This window comes from Paraglaciecola chathamensis S18K6, assembly GCA_000314955.1.
GTDB classification, from domain to species: domain Bacteria; phylum Pseudomonadota; class Gammaproteobacteria; order Enterobacterales; family Alteromonadaceae; genus Paraglaciecola; species Paraglaciecola chathamensis.
This window is the reverse complement of the sequence record BAEM01000032.1, coordinates 26,975-45,209: the sequence shown is the minus strand read 5'-3', so window position 1 is coordinate 45,209 and position 18,235 is coordinate 26,975. Positions and strand designations below refer to the sequence as shown.

The window sequence follows — 18,235 nt, the reverse complement described above, 5'->3', positions numbered from 1 at the left end:
CCTACTAAGTGATGAATAAATATCCTACGCCTGAGTCATAGAGCCAAAGAGGTGCACACAATACTATGCATATTACCTAATAAAGGTTCTTCATTAACGACATGAGAGATACAGCAACAACCTTCATTAGACCGCTAAATTCAAACACGCTACGAAACTAAAATTTCATGAGGAAATAACAATGAACAATAAAGGTATAAAAACAGTATTGTCATTATCAGTGCTCATTTCACTTGCACTATCCCCTGCGGTATCTGCAAACGTCACAGATAAAGACATCTTAAATGACCAAGCAACCACAGGCGATGTTGTGTCTTATGGCATGGGCCTAAGAGGACAAAGGTACAGCCCACTCGCAAAAATTAACACCGATACCGTGCAAGAAATTAGACCTGTTTGGGCATTTTCACTTGGCGGCGAGAAGCAGCGCGGGCAAGAGTCACAACCGCTTATTAAAGATGGCGTGATGTATGTAACAGGCTCATATTCACGGGTTTACGCAATAGACGCCAACACAGGTGACGAACTTTGGCAATACGATGCGCGCCTACCGGATGGCATAATGCCCTGTTGCGATGTTATCAACCGTGGCGTCGCCCTGTATGGTGAATTAGTTATTTTCGGCACCCTAGATGCCAAATTAGTGGCATTGAACAAAGACACCGGAAAGGTCGTTTGGAAGAAAAAAGTAGAAGATTATAAAGCGGGATATTCTATTACTGCCGCTCCAATCATAGTCAAAGGCAAGATCATCACCGGCGTCGCTGGGGGAGAATTTGGTGTTGTCGGAAATGTTCGTGCCTATGATGCCGTGAATGGTCAATTAGTGTGGGAACGCCCCACGGTTGAAGGCCATATGGGTTACATTTGGAAAGACGGTAAAAAAACCGAGAACGGAATATCAGGTGGGAAGCCCGGGCAAACTTGGCCTGGCGATCTATGGAAGTCAGGAGGCGCTGCACCTTGGTTAGGAGGTACGTATGATCCCGATGTAGATTTACTCTTCTTCGGTACCGGTAATCCAGCCCCCTGGAACTCTCACCTTCGCCCAGGTGACAATTTGTTTTCCTCATCTCGCTTAGCCATCGACCCCGATACAGGTAAAATAGTTTGGCACTTTCAATCAACCCCACACGATGGATGGGATTTTGATGGCGTAAATGAACTGATTTCTTTTGATTACCAAGAAAATGGCAAAACCATCAAAGCGGCAGGCTCTGCGGATAGAAACGGCTTCTTCTATGTATTGAATCGTGAAAACGGTGATTACATTCGAGGCTTCCCGTTTGCTGATAAAATTACGTGGGCCTCTGGATTAGACAAAAATGGGCGCCCTATCTTTGTGGATAGCAACCGCCCAGGCGATCCGTCGGAATCAAAAGACGGTACGCAAGGCACATCCGTGGTTTCAGCACCTGCTTTCTTGGGTGCAAAAAACTGGATGCCTATGGCGTACAGCAAAGACACTGAACTGTTCTATGTGCCCTCGAATGAGTGGGAAATGGATATTTGGAACGAACCGACTGCCTATAAAAAAGGCGCGGCCTACCTTGGCGCAGGTTTTACCATTAAACCCATCAACGAGGGATACATAGGTGTATTAAAAGCAATCGACCCTAAAACAGGCAAAGAAGTGTGGCGATACCAGAACTACGCTCCTTTATGGGGAGGCGTATTAGCCACAGCAGGCAACTTAGTGTTTATGGGTAATCCTGAGGGATATTTACTAGCATTTGATGCGAAAACAGGGCAAATAAAATACAAGTTTAACACTGGTTCTGGCATTGTCGGCTCGCCTGTTACTTGGGAAATGAACGGCGAACAATATATTTCCGTTTTATCAGGCTGGGGCGGCGCGGTTCCTCTTTGGGGCGGTGATGTTGCCCAACGAGTGAAACACTTTAACCAGGGCGGCAGTGTTTGGACATTTAAACTTCCTAAGTAGTGCCTTGCAGCACTCTCCTGCTATTATTTAATAACAACCAAGACCAGCCTCGCTGGTCTTTTTTTTGGGTGTTAGAAGCTCTGTTTTCAACGAACAGCAACCAGCGTTGTTCTGCGCGCATACCTTCAGACTCTGCTGTATTTCCTTGCTACTATTTCTCCTGTAGATGCTATCTAGTTTTAAGTGCACACTGCGAATTAATACCATTCCACGTTAATAAGTGATGACTCAGCGAGAGTTTAAAAGGGCTTAAACAAGGCGCATGACTGAATGAATAGTTGTTCTCTTTCGAAGTCATGCAACGCAGTGTAAGCCCTTTTAAAACTCGCCTGCAAGGAATGCCCCAGCGGCTTTTGCTCTGCGTTCTCACTATTTGAAAGGGAACAACCATTACTACATAGCGACGCCTTAATCAAAAACCGCTGGACGCATTCTGAGACGGTCACTTATTAATGCGGATTGGTATAAAAAAAAGAATGGAGAATGAGATGTATTACCTGCTGACGTATGATGTCGAACCAGACTATTTAGCTAAACGTGAAGCCTTTAGAGAGGAACATTTGAAGTTAGCCCAAGCTGCTTGCAGCCGCGGTGAGCTGTGCTTAGGCGGTGCTTTAACCACGCCTACACTGGGCGCTGCTTTGGTGTTTAAAGGAGAGTCAGCACGGGTTGCTGAAGACTTTGCTAAAAATGATCCCTATGTGCGCCACGGGCTCGTCAAACACTGGCAAGTCAATGAATGGGCGATTGTGATTGGCGCGGGGATCAATCCCATCTAAGGTAAAATTACAATTTTAAACTCAGTAAACGTTTATCGGGAATTCCATGCCTTTAGCACATCTAAATATTGCGGCTACCTTATATCCAATCGAAGCAAGCATTAGCAAACTTACCCTCTTGCGTAACCATGGTGAGTCACTACAAGCATTTGCCTTCAGCGCGCTGAATTAGTGAACATGCGATCCAAGCAGTTGATTCAACCACATCATTAATAAAGTTACTGTACACAAAACCATATAACATAAAGCAAAGGGACTATTGCTGCGTTCGATAACAGTGTAAATTTTAATCATTAGGCAATGTTAGTACGGATTTGGAGCAGTAATGCAGCACGTTATTTTTATAGGACTCCTTCTTTTTATGAGCAGTAGCACCGAAGTACAAGCACTGACGTTATCGTCGCTCTTTTCAGATCATATGGTTTTACAGCGAGATAAACCTGTACGTCTTTGGGGTGAAGCACCGGCTAGCCAAACAGTTAGCGTAAATGTGCTAGGAAAACGCTACTCCACCCAGGCAGCCCTAAACGGAGACTGGGAGATAATACTGCCTGCCCATAACAAAGCTGGGCCATTTAATATCACCATTGTTGCTGATGAAACTAAAACAATTCAGGACGTGTATTTTGGTGAAGTATGGATAGCCAGCGGCCAGTCCAACATGGAGTGGAAATTAAAAGGGGACGTGATTGGCAAAGACGACGAGCTCGCTACTGCTAATCGACCACTCATTCGTTTTTTTGATGTGCCTTATGCGCTGGCGGCCACCAAACAGACTCATTTACCCAAAAGCCATTGGCAAGTCGCCAGCTCTAAAAATGCAGGTTACTTTTCCGCCGTTGCTTGGTTTTTTGCTAGAAAATTACAAGAACAAGAAAAAGTCGCGGTTGGGATTATCGAAAGTAACTGGGGCGGCACGCCAGCTGAAGCTTGGCTTGATTTAGAGGTAGTGAGTACCTTACCTGGCTATGAAAAGCAAAGTGCCGAGGTAAAAGCGCAACATAATTGGCCAGATATACTCGCTTTAAACAAAGAGAAAGAAGCGCAAAAATGGCAGCGTATTAACGATCTTGAAACTGCACTTAAGCAACCCGCGCTTAATAAGGCATATGACGATAGCCAGTGGCAAAGTATCGATTTACCCAATAAAAACCCTTTGCACCATTTCGTGTGGCTGCGCCGTGAATTCACCTTAACAGATATTCCAGATAACCCCGTCACCTTGAGTTTTGGTGGTATTAAACAGAACGCGTTTATCTTTATTAATGGCCAACATCTAGCCACAGAAGATTGGCAGGCCACAGGATCAACGCACCTCATACCAAAAGCCTTACTTCAGCAAGGTGAAAATCTTATTACCCTTAGGGTAAACAGTGATTGGGACAATCAAGTCATTGCAGGTAAGCAAGCGCAAGTGTATTTGGAGGTTGATGGCATAAAAACTGATCTATCTTCAGCTTGGCGATTCAATAACAAGATTGAACCCCCTATGCCTAAAGTGATGAATTACAGTTTTACCCCTAGTTTTATTTACAACGCCATGATTTATCCACTACTCCCTTATACCGCCCAAGGCGTAATTTGGTATCAAGGAGAAAGCAACGTTAACAAACACCAATATTACCACGCCCTTTTTAGCCACCTGATTAAAAACTGGCGATCGCGGGCGCAATCTCCTGCTATGCCTTTTTTGTTTGTACAAATATCAGCCTATTTACCTGCAAGCGAATTACAGCCCAAAAGCAAATGGGCATACCTTAGGGATGCACAGCGACAAACCTTGTCGGTCCCCCATACCGCAATGGCAGTATCGATAGATGTGGGCAGTGCAGATGATTTGCATCCAAAACAAAAGCGCCAAGTGGGTGAGCGCTTATGGCGCCAAGCGGCATCAAGGGTATACGGGCGCCACCTAGTAGAAAGTGGCCCTGACTTTGTGGATCTTCAGCTAGGTAAAGGTCAAGCCCAATGGCAAGCAACCATTACGTTTGCCAACGCGCAAGGTCTGAAAACCACTGACAGTGCACCTGTAGAAGGGTTTATTATTGCCGGGGCTGACAAGGTGTTCCGTAAAGCAAACGCACAAATACAAGGAAGTAAAATTTTACTGTCGCACCCCGACATAAAAGCCCCTAAAGCCGTGCGCTATGCATGGGCAAATAACCCTATCGCCAATCTGACCAATAGTGAAAATTTACCTGCAGTCCCCTTTAGAACAGACGACTGGCTTGAAGGTGATGTCAGCGCAAAATAGCCTAGCTTTTGACATTGATGGCTTTGAGCTACGGACCTAGGGCTCGCTGCGCGCTTTTCAGCTGAACGTTGACACAGCCTAACCGAAGCTTAGAGCATAAACGTGAATAAGCTGTAAGCTGTGATGTGTGATGTGTGATGTGTGATGTGTGATGTGTGAAGAATAGAATCGCTAACCTTTAGTTCGCTACAAGCGCAGCGACGATAAATAATGCTACTTAGCTATCGTCGCCGCTGTGTTTATTGGTGTGCTAAATTTACGAATTAAAGCGCAGCCGACTATACTTTAATACGAATATTACGATAAAAGACTTCAGCCCCTTCTGATTGAAACTCAATTCTTCCCTTTGTAAGTGGTACCTGTTGCCCGTCAATCACTTGCCTAGAGTGATAGCCGCGAAACACTTCGTGGCCATTAATTTTATGAATAACCATCGTGTCATCTGCAATAACTTCCATAGAATCCCACTGCCCTATCGGATTCTCAAACTCGCCTAGTTTTAACACCCGATTAGCGATGTCTTTACACATTGGCATATCGGGATCGTAGCGATAGAAATGCCAGTCGCCCTGATTGGCACTACCACAGTGAGTATCAATCAGCACACCGTCAAGGCTATGATAATCACCGCTATCGCCTACCTGAATTTGCATTTCGTGGCTACGCATCCAGTGATTCATCGATGCGCCTGGCTCCCCCACGGCAAAATACAATACACCGCTGTCCCGCGGTAAGGTTTCTCTAGGAGGCCACTTTTTATCACCCCACTTAACATCAAATTTAAGGTGAAAATTAGCATACTCTTTCTTTGTACTAATACCGCCCCACTCTTCTCCTGAAATACGCAGCAGCCCATCTTGCACGCTAAACACATTTTTAGGGTCGTTGTTTACGCCGCGAACAGACAGGTCGTCAGGATCTTGATACTTGCTGTCTTTGGGCTGGTAACTCACAAAAGTTCGCCAACCTTGCAGATCCTTACCGTTAAAGAGCGACACCCACTCATCTTCAGTCTCGTCTACAGGGCTGGCTTTTACGTCAAAAGTACTGTTATTAACCGCATCCGTCATCACACCTTTAGCTTCTTTGCTAGAGTGTGAGGATTCAGCTGTTTGGTCACTGCCACAACCTGATAAAGCGAAACACGCAGCTAGTGAAAAGTGTAAAAGGGTTTTATTGTGCGCCATTTTAATCTCAATTTTTATTGTGATTCATTCATCGCACCAGTGTAAGGAATTGAACGCCAAATTCGATAATCAAAATAGGTAACCGGTTTGTGTTATTCCCCAAACATAAACTGACAACCTCACCGATAACCAAGCCAAACAGTGCATCCCGCGTTTTAATATTCTTTGTCGGAAACCCTCGCGAGAATATGACCAAAGGTATCCTCTAGTCACTCAAAGACTATTGTGAGCTGGTAGGTACAACAGGTCGCGGCATTAGAGACGATAAAGCCGTCATATCGACAAAACTCAAAACCTCAATTTAGAATCACTTGGTTTAGATTCAGCTCAGTGGCTACCCCTGACCACTGAGTTTGAAAAACACTTCTGCCACGCTGAGGTACAGAGCAAATGATGAATACATTAAAGTACCTTACTCATCCACAAGAAGCTTTTTAAGCGCTAAAAACGATTTTATTTTTATCCAAATCTCTAACATACGCCGAAAATTTAGGCCCTCGGTGTCCAGGTGCACCCTCACATATACCCCCTAGCTCAATCGCCTTGCTATGCATCCTTTCCACCTCGTCGCTAGAGCCAACATTAAACCCAATCATAGTGCCGTTACCATTACTTGCAGGCGCACCATCAAAGGGTTTAGCGATGGCAAATGCAAACTCGTCACACTGCCAAAAACTCATTCTTTCTGTGGATAGAACGTGATTTAGCTCGCAGCCTTCGAAAAGTGAATTATAGAATTGAAAAGACAAGTCCATGTTATTTGTACCAAGAACGCAATAGTCCATTTTCATTGTTGAAAACTCTCAATTGATTAATCGTGAGCGTCATAATAATCAATCGCTACTGACAGTTTATGTCAGTAACCTTGTGTCAAAAACGAATAACCAAATTAGTCGACAAAAAATCATGCACAACAATGCGTTAGCTTTTATGAATGTATATTGAATATGCAAACCGACAACGTTTAATTTGCGCGGGCCTAACACCAGAATTAGAGGTCGCGACGGCTAGCGCCGGTGAATGGATGCTTATTTATTTTGTTTCTTGTAAACCATTTGGCACTGCTTTTTGTAGCCCCAATACGCACTTAAACTTGTTGCAATAGCGGCGCTTAAAAAGGGCCAGAGCAACAAGCTTAAATAATCTTGAGATATGTTTTGTCCATCGATATAAGCCGAGCAAAGTATTACAACTAGAACGCAAACAAAGACTAAGAAAAACCGCTTAACACAGAAAATAAATAACTGAAAATTCATAACCACTGACCGCTGCTTGTTGTCAGCCTTTAGTGTAACGAACCCCTAACATCTATAAAGTTTGAACTGTAACAATATCAAACGACGCGGCCTAACTCAGAAATTTAAGTGCTTGTTATGTGCCATTTCCTGAGTATTCTTTTTTCACAATATCTTGAGCGGCTACTACTGCATCATTGTGTTCACTAAATGTTTGCTTGTAGAAATAGAAAAATGCTATTCCAAATTCAGCTAGCTCAATAAATATATAATTATTTGTCGAGTGAAAGAAGTGAAAATCATTGTTTTTTGTAGAAAGAATACATAGAGAGTTTAGCCTAGGTAATTTAGATTTAACGCTAAGCACTTTTAAAGCATTCCTTAAATTTGAAAAGACTTTAGATGGGCTAGTATCAATAGGGCCTTGAAACATTGAAATAGGCATTGGTGCTATATACGGAATAAAATCAGAACCTTTGACACGATTTAACTTTCTACGTAAATCCAAAACGTGAAATTTATACTCTAATGTTTCAAGCCAGAGAATTATGAGTTCAATCGTTTCATGAGAAAAGCTATTTTCTTGAACGTTAACTGAGTTAAACTCATGTTTTAGCTCTCTTTCTAGAGAACCAAGTATATTTGAGTTGCAGTCTTTACAGGCCGGCACAGTTGTTTTGTTATAAGTTTGAGAAATTGAATTTGTGGTTGTAACAAATGTCCTTTTGACACAACGGTTGTATACCCATTGTGGTATTACATGCTCACGAGTTAGGTTGTCTGTCGCACCACAAAAAATACAAATATTAATCGAATGTTCTTTAACAATGGAGTCTATTACATGCTTTTGGTTTACTCTAATTTTTTTGCGAAACTTAATAAGTTTTGGATTGATACTCATTCTAGAAGCGCACTCCTTGGCACATAACGCTTAACATATGGGGATTTTAGGAGCGCTTTTGGGCGAAGCCCAGCGAGTAAAATTCCCACCATGGTGTTTTTGTTAGAGCTCATAGTTTTAATCACTGCTGCCTCCATCACTACCTGATGATATATCAGTAGGAGATGAGTCTTCGCGACCATGTAATGAGTCATGATATACATTGCCTATAATTAGCCATCCATGTGCCATACGCGGAACCCATTCTGTTGACTCTGGCTCAGCTTCCGACAACATATTTAGAACTAACTTTGGACCGATTATTGGTATTAGCCACACAAACACAAATTGACTGACTTTTTGAAAAACACTCAAATCATTAGATTTAACCAAACAAACAGAAGCAAGGATGTTTAAATAAACAATAAATGCAGTAAGAAAATATAAAAAATACTCAATCATTTATTGGAATACTCCTTAAGAGCTCTAACAATTTTAATATCTTGCAAAATGAGGTGATTGCATCCGCGTATTAAACACGGCATTTTGTCGCATATATACATTCATCATTTTTAACATGCTTCCTATGTCTTTGTATAGGTTAGTTATCTTTCTGGTTTCTTAAAACACGTTTGTTGATATGCGACACTTTGCCAAAAACTTGCTGTTATAGGGGATAGCAACTATAACTGTATAAACATACACATAAGTTGCAGTGCTATTTATGCCAAATTCACCCTCGCCTTTTTTGACTATGGTCGCCGAAGAAATGTATAAAAAGCGTTATGCCAAACGCACAATAGAATCCTATATAAAGTGGATCCGTCGTTTTATTCTTTTCCACAATAAGAAACATCCGACCTATTTACACGATAACGAGGTAGAAGCATTTTTATCCCATTTAGTGCTTAAGCAGGATTGCGCAGCTAACACCCAGTCTTCAGCATTAAACGCATTGGTGTTTTTATCTCGAGATATTATTGATAGACCACTCACCCTAAAATTAAATTTTGTTAAAAGTAACAGGCAGCAGAAACTACCTGTGGTATTAACCATTGATGAAACACGTCGTTTTTTTGCGGTGATTAATGCACATCAAAAGCTTGCAACTTCGATTTTATATGGCAGCGGTTTACGTTTAATGGAATGTGTGCGGCTAAGGGTACAAGACATCGATTTTGATTTTAAATCAATTAAAGTCCTTATTTGATAAAGGCGGTAAAGGTGGAAAACATCGAGTTGTCACGTTAGCTGATAATTTAATTCCTACTCTTAGGCAGCAAATATCATTGGTAAAACATTATCTAGAAGCTGACATACAAAATCCAGAGTTCGCTGGAGTCTGGCTGCCTCATCGTTACAGAATAAAAAATCAATCAGCGAACAAAACTATCGGTTGGCAGTATCTTTTCCCATCTGCACGATTATCGAAAGATCCTGAAAGTAAATTGATGCGTCGTCATCACATTGATGGATCTTGTGTGCAAAGAGCTGTGCGAGACGCGGCGCGTAAAGCGCAAATTGATAAAACAGTTACCCCCCATACGTTACGCCACTTTTTAAAAAATGCGTCCTTGCATTTTTCCCTTCGGGCCATCCTTCGGATGTTCAAATTTAGTTCCAGACAAATTTGTGCGACCCATCTTTTACAATCCGGCGCTGATATTCGCACTGTGCAAGACCAGCTAGGTCACAGTGATTTGCGCACTACGCAAATATACACCCACATTTTACAGCGTGACGGTAACTCTGTGGTTAGCCCTTTATCAAGATTATGATGCGCTTTTAAAAGCACGTAAAAAGAACCGCCGACCGATACTTTTTGACGTACCTGAAAACGTAACGAATAGTAAGAAGGCTATGGGAGAGCTTATGTATCGGCTGCAACAAAGGATGACATTGAACTTGAAGCAACCTATCAATGGGGGCATTCAACGACCTATCCCATACTTGTTATTTGTTATTTGCTTATTGGCTATATCTGAAGCCTTTTTCGATAAGTTGTTGGATTTTTTCCTCCATGGCGTTAACTAACGCTGGGTATTCTTTAGCATGATTGGTTTGCTCGCTAATGTCATCGGTTAAATCAAATAGTTGTGGCGTTAATTCAAACCCCATTTCTATGTCTTTATTGCCTAACCAATTGGGCAGCCCTTTCTCTTTGCTGATCGCTCTGATGTATTTCCAGTTGTGCTTACGCAGGCCTAACGTCCCCACAGCTTCCTCTAGTAAGTAGGTGCGTGCATTGTTCGATTGGCCTAAAAATGCATCCATTACATCAAGGCTATCAATGGCTTCGTTTTTCGCCAACGGCTGTTTGACTAAACCGGCCAGTGAGGCATAAATATCAACTTGCGAGATAAGCGCGTTGCTGCGCGTGTGGGTGCTTTTACCTGGCCAATATACAATCATGGGGACACGGGTACCCCCTTCAAACACACTGTATTTCCCCCCGCGAAATGGCCCTGCCGGCAAATGTTCACCCAGCATTTCAGCGGCCATATCGTCGTAGCCATCATCAAGCACTGGCCCGTTATCACTGGTAAATATCACCAAGGTATTGTCGGCTACACCTTGAGTTTTCAGTTCTTGCATGACTCTGCCTACCACCCAATCCATTTGCACGATGGCGTCGCCTCTTGGTCCCATGGTGCTTTTACCTTTGAAGCGCTCATTCGGTATACGAGGAACGTGAATATCTTGAAATGAGAAGAATAAAAAGAACGGGTCGTGCTTGCTGCGAACAATAAAATCCACTGCTTTTTCAGAAAACACGTCAGGAAACTCTTCGTCAACCCACAGGGCGGCTTCACCGCCACTCATGCTGCCAATCCGGCTTATTCCATTGACTATTGTTTGGCTGTGTTGTAAATCCGCTTTCATGCGCAGCAACTCTGGGTTGTCAACGCCTGTGGGGCGCTCACCCACGTGATGATCGTAACTGACTTCTATAGGGTCATCGCGTTCAAGGTTAACCACCTTGTGCCCTTCTAAATATACAGTGGGTACTCTATCGCCCGTCGCTGGCAGCAAAAAGCTGTAGTCGAAGCCGATTTCCAGTGGCCCAGGTTTAACATCTTGGTTCCAATCAACTGAACCATCTCCTAGGCCTAAATGCCATTTACCGATGACCCCTGTTGTGTACCCCGCTTTTTGTAACATGCTTGGTAAAGTCGCCTTACCTGGGCGGATAAGCGCGGGGGCATCGCCCGGTAAAATCGCTGCGTTTTGCCGAAAACCATGCTCCCCTGTTAATAACGAATAGCGTGATGGTGTGCAGGTAGATGCAGTGCTATGTGCATCAGAGAAGTTAACGCCCTTACTGGCAAGCGCATCTAAATTGGGGGTACTCACTCCGATTGCCCCGTTTGGTGAAATATCACCATAACCGAGGTCGTCAACGTAAAAAATAACCACATTGGGCTTTTGTAATGAGGCTGGCTGCTGTGCTGCACTCGTTGAAAAGCCAACAAATAACGAGGAAGCCCCGATTAAAATAGCTGAATAGCGTGAAATAGAACTACTGATAAAACGCATTGTGTATTACTCCTGAAAAATCATAAGCCCAATGGCTCAATCGAAAACCTAACCAATTAATTTACTGGTACTGCCACTTACTAAACCAAGGATCTTGTGTGCTTTGCTGAAACACTTTAAGTTGCTGAATTAGTTTGGCTCTTACATCACTAAATTCAGCCAAATATGCAAGGTTGTTTTGCTCCTCAGGGTCGTGCTGTATATCAAACAGCTCAAACTCTGGGCGATGTAAAAAGTCCTTAATCTGACGACCCGCATATTGAGTGATTCCGCGGCGACGCACATCTTGCCAGATTAAGGACTGCTGCAAGTCGGCAGCAAAGGGGTAACTTAGTTCGTGGGCGATATTCCAAATCAGTTTGTACTGTTCAGTGCGCACCATACGCATGGGGTAATACATCATGACCTCATGCATAGTGTGTGACGCAAAAACTCGATCCCAGCCAGCAGGATGTTCGTTTTCAAGAACGGCTTTAAACGACTTTCCTTGCATTGTGTTAGGCACTGAACTTACGTCTGCGTAGTCAAGGATCGTTGGCGTTAAATCGACCCAAGACACCATTTGAGTGTGAACTGTGCACTGCTGAATCGTTTTCTTGCATGTGGCAGTGTTTTTTTGTTTTGCTGGCGCTTTTACAATCAAAGGTAAGTGAATACCCGCATCATACAAATTGGTTTTCGCGCCAGGAAAGGCAATGCCATTATCTGACAAATATAAAATCAGTGTGTTGTCATACTTGCCCTGCGCTTTGAGAATTTCTATCAACTTGCCGACGCCTTGGTCAAGGCGAGAGATAGATTGGTAATACTGCGCTATTTCTTTACGAGCCGCGGGAGTATCCGGCAAGTATGGCGGTACCAGTACAGTATCGCTGGGGTAAACTACTTCATTGATCCCGGGGTAGCCCTGGTCGCGGTTGCCAAAGCGGTTGGGTTCAGGATATGTCTCAAATGGATAGCCACGATGAGGATCATCACTGGCAAAATATAAAAAGAATGGTTCGCGGTCCTGCTCGATAAATTCTTTGCTTTTTTCAGCCATTTCAACTGGGCTGCGGGCAATGGAGGTCATATCATTGGCTGCGCCTTTTGATAACACCTGATCAAAGCTAAATACCCTGTTCGGGCCTAAGTGATACTTGCCAATTCTGGCTGTTCTATAACCGTTCTCACTGAGAATAACCGGCAGCGACTGCACATCATCAAAGCTACTAAAATGATGCTGTTTATGCTGCAAACCATACATACCATTGGTGTGATTATGCTGGCCGGTTAAAATGACAGAGCGGCTTGGGCTACAGCTAGATACCGTGGCAAACGCATTTTCAAAACGCGCGCCGTCTCTTGCTAAGGCATCAATATTGGGTGTTTTAATCACCTTATTTCCATAAGCTCCTATGGCATCAAGCCCGTGGTCATCCGCCACAATCATCACAATGTTTGGTCTGTTGTCGGTATGGCGATTGTCCTCTAAGCTGTTAGCCCCAACGCAAAAGGAAAAAAGTGCTAGCGTCACCATGCCCAGTGCGAATGATTTACTGAATTTCACCATGAAAGGTCCTACTTGCGAGCGTTGTTGATTTTATTAACCACTCTCTAATTCACCTGAGAGCGAAATAAAGGCAGAATAAAAGAACAGAGCGCAAATACCGCTATGTATTGACGTACGCTTTACTAAAACGCTCAGCGCCCTGTTCTTTTTCTTACGGGAACAAACCTACCCTACAATTCACTTAGCAATTTGCTGAGTGGCACACCATTGACATCATCGATTTCATCTAAGGTGTGCCAATCAGGCAAGTGAATTAAAAGGTATATGACACACCGACCAACACTTGTTTTTCAGTGGCGATCCAGTGATATGGGTCATACTTATCACCTGCGCGATATTCGAAATGGTCACGTCTAAGCAGGTTTAATGCATCAAGCGTTAAGCGAAAACTTTCCGATACGTTGTACGACAGTGATAAATCAAGTTGGCCAAATCCTTCTTGAGCCACTTCGGTGGTGACTAAAAAGTCTGAGCGGTAGTTGTAAGACAAGCGCCCTGAAAACAAGTCATCTTCATAAATGGCAACCAAGTTATAACTGTTGTCAGACAAACCCTCTAAAGAAATATTAGGCAACAAAGGATTCGGCGATGGCACGTCTGAATCCACGTAGGTGTAGTTTGCTTGAATCCCTAAGCCATCAAAAGGAACGGGCAAAAAGTCAAAGAATTGCTGATAGGCCAGTTCCAAACCTCGAACGGTGCCTGACCCACCGTTACTCTTGCGCAAAATAATGAAGTCATTGCCGCCGATGGTTTCTTGGTTTTCAGATGTTTGCAAAAAGCCATCAATGTCTTTGTAGAAAATGGCAGACGACGCCATGCCACCACTAGCGAAATAATATTCAAGGCTTAAATCTAAATTGGTTGCGGTAAATGGGTCTAAATCTGGGTTTCCGCCGGTACCTCGCCCTTGTTCAAAATTAAGATTTAACGAGGGAGCTAAATCGCCAAAATGAGGTCGCGAAAAGGTTTTCGAGCCCGCTAGTCGTACAAGCATCTCGTCAGTTAATTCAACTTTCAGATTAAATGAGGGTAAAAATTCACTATAATCTTTATCGCTTTTGGTGCCCTCATAAATCGGTGCGCCGTTTTGATCGATATTTCCTGTGTCGAAGAAATAATCTGCTGTGGTGTCGGTTTGTACATAACGGCCACCTAAGTCACCACTGACAAAATAGCCCCCTACTTCTGTTTCAAAGTTGGCCTTCAAATACACAGCCGTGACCTCCTCTTCATAGTCGAAAGAGTCTCGCGGGTTTTCCGTTTCAGACTGACCAGTAAAACCGTAATACTCGCGGATTTCATCATTACGAGACAACAAATAAGCCGGGTTTACGGCCACATAATCATTCGGAAAATTGCCACCATCATATTCGTCCATAAAGTCATTCCATGTGCTGGCTTCGACCAAATTAAGCGGGTCGTCACTTCCATAGGTTGCACCTGAAGCATCAAAGATATGGTTGTTTTGTATGTTTTTGCTGGTGCCTAAACTCGCGAAACGAACCCCAGCCTCAATAGAGCGCACGACACCTTCGTCAAACATGTAATCTATGTCTAACTTAGCAGCGGATTCATCAGCCTTAAGTTGTCGACTTTCATGGCGCCATTGCACTATGTCGAAATTACCTTCATCTGTTACATCAAAATCGCCAAAGTCAACCGAAGGCGGTTGGCTAACAAAGCCACTGTTAGAAATCGTAACCGGCAGAGCAGCCCAAGTATCGCGAATACGGGTGTTGTGAAAATTTGTTTCATTGTCGGTATCAACGTAGCTTACTTCCCCTTCAAAGCGCCATGGTCCGGCTACTGTTTCAAAACCCAGTGCCAAATCGTAGGTAGTTGTGTATCTGTCATCGATCATGCTGAGCACATCAAAATCCATATCACTTAAGGTGACAGAAGCAGGATACAAATTATTTTCATCAATATTTGAGAAGTCAGCGTCCACTGTGTTTGCACCGTTAAAGCTCCACACAAATTCTTCGCGTAACTGTGCAGTAGAGTAATCGGTGTAGCCTGAATCAAAATAGAACTTAGTATCGCTGTTGAGTGAAAGATCGATACCGAGTGAATAAACGGTACGCTCTCGATCGCCCCAAGCCGGAGATGAATTAAGTGACGCACTGGTTTTAGCTCCGCTTGGGGCCGTGCCACTAGGAAAGTCTCCCACAATAGGGGTTGCGCTAGAATTGCGTACTAAGTCTTCCCGATATTCTCGTTCTAAATAGGAAACACCGAAGATAACCCCTATTTCACCGCCACTGTTACCATAATCCCAGACGTTCCCCACCACTAGAGAACCTCTAGGCGACCATTCTTTAGATAAATCACCGTAATGCTCTTTGACGCTACCAGCGAGAGTAGGTCCGCTTAGACTTAACGCATCAGTGCGTTCGATGTCCACTACGCCCCCAATGCCCCCTTCGAGAATATCTGCCGAAACCGATTTATACACCACCACCGAGCCAACCAATTCCGCTGGAATATCCTCGAAACTGGCAAAGCGATTAATACTAACCCCCGATGCACCACCGAAATAATTCCGACCATTTAGTAACGTCGCCACTTCATCAAGCCCACGAATAGACACACCAGACGCTTCACCCCGGGAGCGTGAAATCTGGATCCCCGGAATACGCTGTAGTGATTCAGCAACGTTCAAGTCGGGAAACTTACCAATATCTTCAGCTGAAATAACATCTGCAACCTGACCTGACTCTTGCTTACGCGCCACTGAACTCGCAATACTCGAACGTATCCCCACCACCGAAATTTGCTCAATGTCTTCATTAGCACTGGTGTCAACTGCACTTTCTTGCGCCCTTAGTTGACCGGTGCTGATTATCATGGCGATGGATGATGCTAAAAGGGTGTATTTCGTTTTCGCTGTCATTTCGTTCTCCGGTATTTCAGTTCTTGTGTGCGTTCTGGGCTATCTATTTTAAGAAGATGCACCTTTGTTCAACCTTGGCTTTAGTGCACCGTCTTTACGTATTCCAGTTCAGTGTTGTTGGGCTGTGGGGCTCCCTCATGCAGCCCTGTGAACTCCTAGGTTTGAGCGGCTCCCACCCCAAAACCTGTAAATAAATTAGCATGCGATTAACAAGATCACAACATTCAAATGCAAACAGTTTCCTTTAACGAAATAGTCAAAAAATAGAAAACAAACACTTACATGTTGTTTTTATTGGAATTAAAAATAACTTGCAGGTAAGAATAATTAACCAAAAAATATTTTCACAACAAAGAATGATAACGGTTTACCTTTATAGTGACATAAAAAGGAAACGTTTCATTACGCCGGTATTGGTGGGTGAGGATTAAAAAATACGCGCTATGGCAGACAAAGGTTAATGAGATTCAAGCACCCCTACCAACACAGGTAAATAAAAATACCGACCTATTTAGGCGTTTCCAACCCAGTAAGAAAAAAAATAAAAAGATTATCAAGAATAGTAAAAAGTTTATTGTTAACTAAATGTAAGTGTGTAAATATAATTTTTGTGGTTTTTACGTACAAAAAATTGGGCGAAAAAACATAAGCCATGAAATAACCGGATTAATTTTTTACCGCTAAAAACCTTGCAGATAAAATTAATTTTCCAGCAAGTTATCAGCAAGAGTGCTGTGTTGACTTAGCGTATTTTCACAAAATTGAACTGAGATTTATATGAAATCGATAACACTATTGTCTTGTGCTTGCATCATGGCTATAACATCAGCTCAAGGTGCTGATTGGAGTTCATTTAGTATTCCTGCTCAAGCAGGCGCTGGTAAAACTTGGGAGCTACAAAGTGTATCGGATGAATTCAATTACATTGCCCCAACAAATAATAAGCCATCTGCTTTCACTAGCCGCTGGAACGACTCATACATAAATTCATGGCTTGGACCGGGAGACACTGAATTCAGCTCTGAACACTCTTACACCACTGGTGGTGCGTTGGGTTTACAGGCAACCGAAAAAACCGGTACCAATAAAGTGCTTTCCGGTATCGTATCTTCGAAGGCAACATTTACCTATCCACTTTATCTTGAGGCTATGGTTAAGCCAACCAACAACACGATGGCTAACGCCGTATGGATGTTAAGTGCTGACTCCACCCGAGAGATTGATGCCATGGAATCATACGGTAGTGACCGACCTGGCCAAGAATGGTTTGACCAACGTATGCATGTTAGTCACCACGTGTTTATCAGAGAGCCGTTTCAAGATTATCAACCCAAAGATGGTGGTTCGTGGATATATAATAATGGCGAAACATACCGTAATAAATTTCGTAGATATGGTGTTCATTGGAAAGATGCATGGAATGTAGACTATTACATTGACGGCGTTCTAGTACGCAGCGTATCAGGCCCGAACATTATCGACCTCAAAAATTATACTAATGGCAAAGGGTTAAACAGCCCAATGCATATCATATTAGATATGGAGTACCAGCCTTGGCGCGATGTGAAACCTAGTTCAGCAGAGCTTGCTGACTCAAGCAAGAGTATATTTTGGATAGATTGGATCCGAGTGTATAAAGCGCAGTAGCAACCTTAAATTTTCACTTCATTTCTTCAAAAAAAACGTGATTGACGATAGCGTGTCGATTTTTGCTGTTGATCATTGCAGTAAAGGTAAACACGCCTAGCTAATAGCAACCGCGCAAACAAAAAATACTCATTCGCTGAATCACTGTTTTTAATAAATAAAAACGCGGCTTCAATTTGCTGCGATCGCTCGTGAGAATCATACACTTTGTTGGCAATAGGTAAGCCGTTGGCAAAAGCTAAGTCGTCATCCGCCTACCTATTGTTTTTATGACATTTTTACCTAGCTGAGGTGACTATTCTAAGTAGTTTGTAACGCCTATT

The 18,235-nt window shown here is 43.2% G+C and carries 11 protein-coding genes and 2 pseudogenes; 6 read left to right on the top strand and 7 right to left on the bottom strand.

The features are described from left to right. Nucleotides 1-181 precede the first annotated feature (181 nt). The 3 genes from GCHA_RS09885 to GCHA_RS09875 all read left to right on the top strand — a co-directional run bounded on the left by GCHA_RS09885 (nt 182) and on the right by GCHA_RS09875 (nt 4,978). The gene (locus tag GCHA_RS09885; protein WP_007987713.1) at nt 182-1,945 is read left to right on the top strand and encodes a PQQ-dependent methanol/ethanol family dehydrogenase; all 1,764 of its coding nucleotides are present in this window, start codon (nt 182-184) and stop codon (nt 1,943-1,945) included. 488 nt (nt 1,946-2,433) lie between these two features. Next, complete coding sequence (locus GCHA_RS09880) at nt 2,434-2,724, top strand: YciI-like protein (RefSeq protein ID WP_007987709.1); 291 nt, start codon at nt 2,434-2,436, stop codon at nt 2,722-2,724. 361 nt (nt 2,725-3,085) lie between these two features. Continuing rightward, entirely contained in the window at nt 3,086-4,978 is a 1,893-nt protein-coding gene (locus GCHA_RS09875) for a sialate O-acetylesterase (protein ID WP_007987706.1), read from the top strand. Between the two features lie 278 nt (nt 4,979-5,256). Here the strand turns inward: GCHA_RS09875 and GCHA_RS09870 are convergent, their stop codons facing one another. Continuing rightward, the gene (locus tag GCHA_RS09870; RefSeq protein WP_007987705.1) at nt 5,257-6,165 is read right to left on the bottom strand and encodes a 3-keto-disaccharide hydrolase; all 909 of its coding nucleotides are present in this window, start codon (nt 6,163-6,165) and stop codon (nt 5,257-5,259) included. A 152-nt stretch (nt 6,166-6,317) separates the two neighbouring features. Between GCHA_RS09870 and GCHA_RS23035 the strand changes: the two are divergent. Continuing rightward, nucleotides 6,318-6,603: pseudogene (locus GCHA_RS23035) on the top strand (transposase); the annotation flags it as partial. Here the strand turns inward: GCHA_RS23035 and GCHA_RS09865 are convergent. The 3 genes from GCHA_RS09865 to GCHA_RS09855 form a co-directional block, all read right to left on the bottom strand. Further along, entirely contained in the window at nt 6,600-6,956 is a 357-nt protein-coding gene (locus GCHA_RS09865; RefSeq protein WP_039992317.1) for a VOC family protein, read from the bottom strand. The pseudogene GCHA_RS23035 and the gene GCHA_RS09865 overlap by 4 nt on opposite strands. Before the next feature lie 580 nt (nt 6,957-7,536). Beyond that, the gene (locus tag GCHA_RS09860; RefSeq protein WP_007987699.1) at nt 7,537-8,301 is read right to left on the bottom strand and encodes a hypothetical protein; all 765 of its coding nucleotides are present in this window, start codon (nt 8,299-8,301) and stop codon (nt 7,537-7,539) included. Between the two features lie 117 nt (nt 8,302-8,418). Then, entirely contained in the window at nt 8,419-8,742 is a 324-nt protein-coding gene (locus GCHA_RS09855; protein ID WP_007987696.1) for a hypothetical protein, read from the bottom strand. 262 nt (nt 8,743-9,004) lie between these two features. Here GCHA_RS09855 and GCHA_RS23215 point away from each other — a divergent pair. Next, nucleotides 9,005-10,058: pseudogene (locus GCHA_RS23215) on the top strand (integron integrase). A gap of 190 nt (nt 10,059-10,248) precedes the next feature. Here the strand turns inward: GCHA_RS23215 and GCHA_RS09845 are convergent. From GCHA_RS09845 to GCHA_RS09835, 3 genes are all read right to left on the bottom strand, one after another. Further along, complete coding sequence (locus tag GCHA_RS09845; RefSeq protein ID WP_007987693.1) at nt 10,249-11,817, bottom strand: sulfatase family protein; 1,569 nt, start codon at nt 11,815-11,817, stop codon at nt 10,249-10,251. A gap of 61 nt (nt 11,818-11,878) precedes the next feature. Beyond that, the gene (locus GCHA_RS09840) at nt 11,879-13,369 is read right to left on the bottom strand and encodes a sulfatase family protein (RefSeq protein ID WP_007987692.1); all 1,491 of its coding nucleotides are present in this window, start codon (nt 13,367-13,369) and stop codon (nt 11,879-11,881) included. A gap of 253 nt (nt 13,370-13,622) precedes the next feature. After that, a complete protein-coding gene (locus GCHA_RS09835) occupies nt 13,623-16,265 on the bottom strand; it encodes a TonB-dependent receptor (protein WP_007987691.1) in 2,643 nt (880 codons plus the stop codon). Between the two features lie 813 nt (nt 16,266-17,078). Here GCHA_RS09835 and GCHA_RS09830 point away from each other — a divergent pair. Then, entirely contained in the window at nt 17,079-17,912 is an 834-nt protein-coding gene (locus GCHA_RS09830; protein WP_007987690.1) for a LamG domain-containing protein, read from the top strand. Nucleotides 17,913-18,235 lie beyond the last annotated feature (323 nt).

Excerpts from the sequence above, each read along its gene's own strand:
- GCHA_RS09885 (WP_007987713.1), top strand. The coding sequence starts at position 182 with ATGAACAATAAAGGTATAAAAACAGTATTGTCATTATCAGTGCTCATT.
- GCHA_RS09880 (WP_007987709.1), top strand. The coding sequence starts at position 2,434 with ATGTATTACCTGCTGACGTATGATGTCGAACCAGACTATTTAGCTAAA.
- GCHA_RS09875 (WP_007987706.1), top strand. The coding sequence starts at position 3,086 with ATGAGCAGTAGCACCGAAGTACAAGCACTGACGTTATCGTCGCTCTTT.
- GCHA_RS09870 (WP_007987705.1), bottom strand. The coding sequence starts at position 6,165 with ATGGCGCACAATAAAACCCTTTTACACTTTTCACTAGCTGCGTGTTTC.
- GCHA_RS09865 (WP_039992317.1), bottom strand. The coding sequence starts at position 6,956 with ATGAAAATGGACTATTGCGTTCTTGGTACAAATAACATGGACTTGTCT.
- GCHA_RS09860 (WP_007987699.1), bottom strand. The coding sequence starts at position 8,301 with ATGAGTATCAATCCAAAACTTATTAAGTTTCGCAAAAAAATTAGAGTA.
- GCHA_RS09855 (WP_007987696.1), bottom strand. The coding sequence starts at position 8,742 with ATGATTGAGTATTTTTTATATTTTCTTACTGCATTTATTGTTTATTTA.
- GCHA_RS09845 (WP_007987693.1), bottom strand. The coding sequence starts at position 11,817 with ATGCGTTTTATCAGTAGTTCTATTTCACGCTATTCAGCTATTTTAATC.
- GCHA_RS09840 (WP_007987692.1), bottom strand. The coding sequence starts at position 13,369 with ATGGTGAAATTCAGTAAATCATTCGCACTGGGCATGGTGACGCTAGCA.
- GCHA_RS09835 (WP_007987691.1), bottom strand. The coding sequence starts at position 16,265 with ATGACAGCGAAAACGAAATACACCCTTTTAGCATCATCCATCGCCATG.
- GCHA_RS09830 (WP_007987690.1), top strand. The coding sequence starts at position 17,079 with ATGGCTATAACATCAGCTCAAGGTGCTGATTGGAGTTCATTTAGTATT.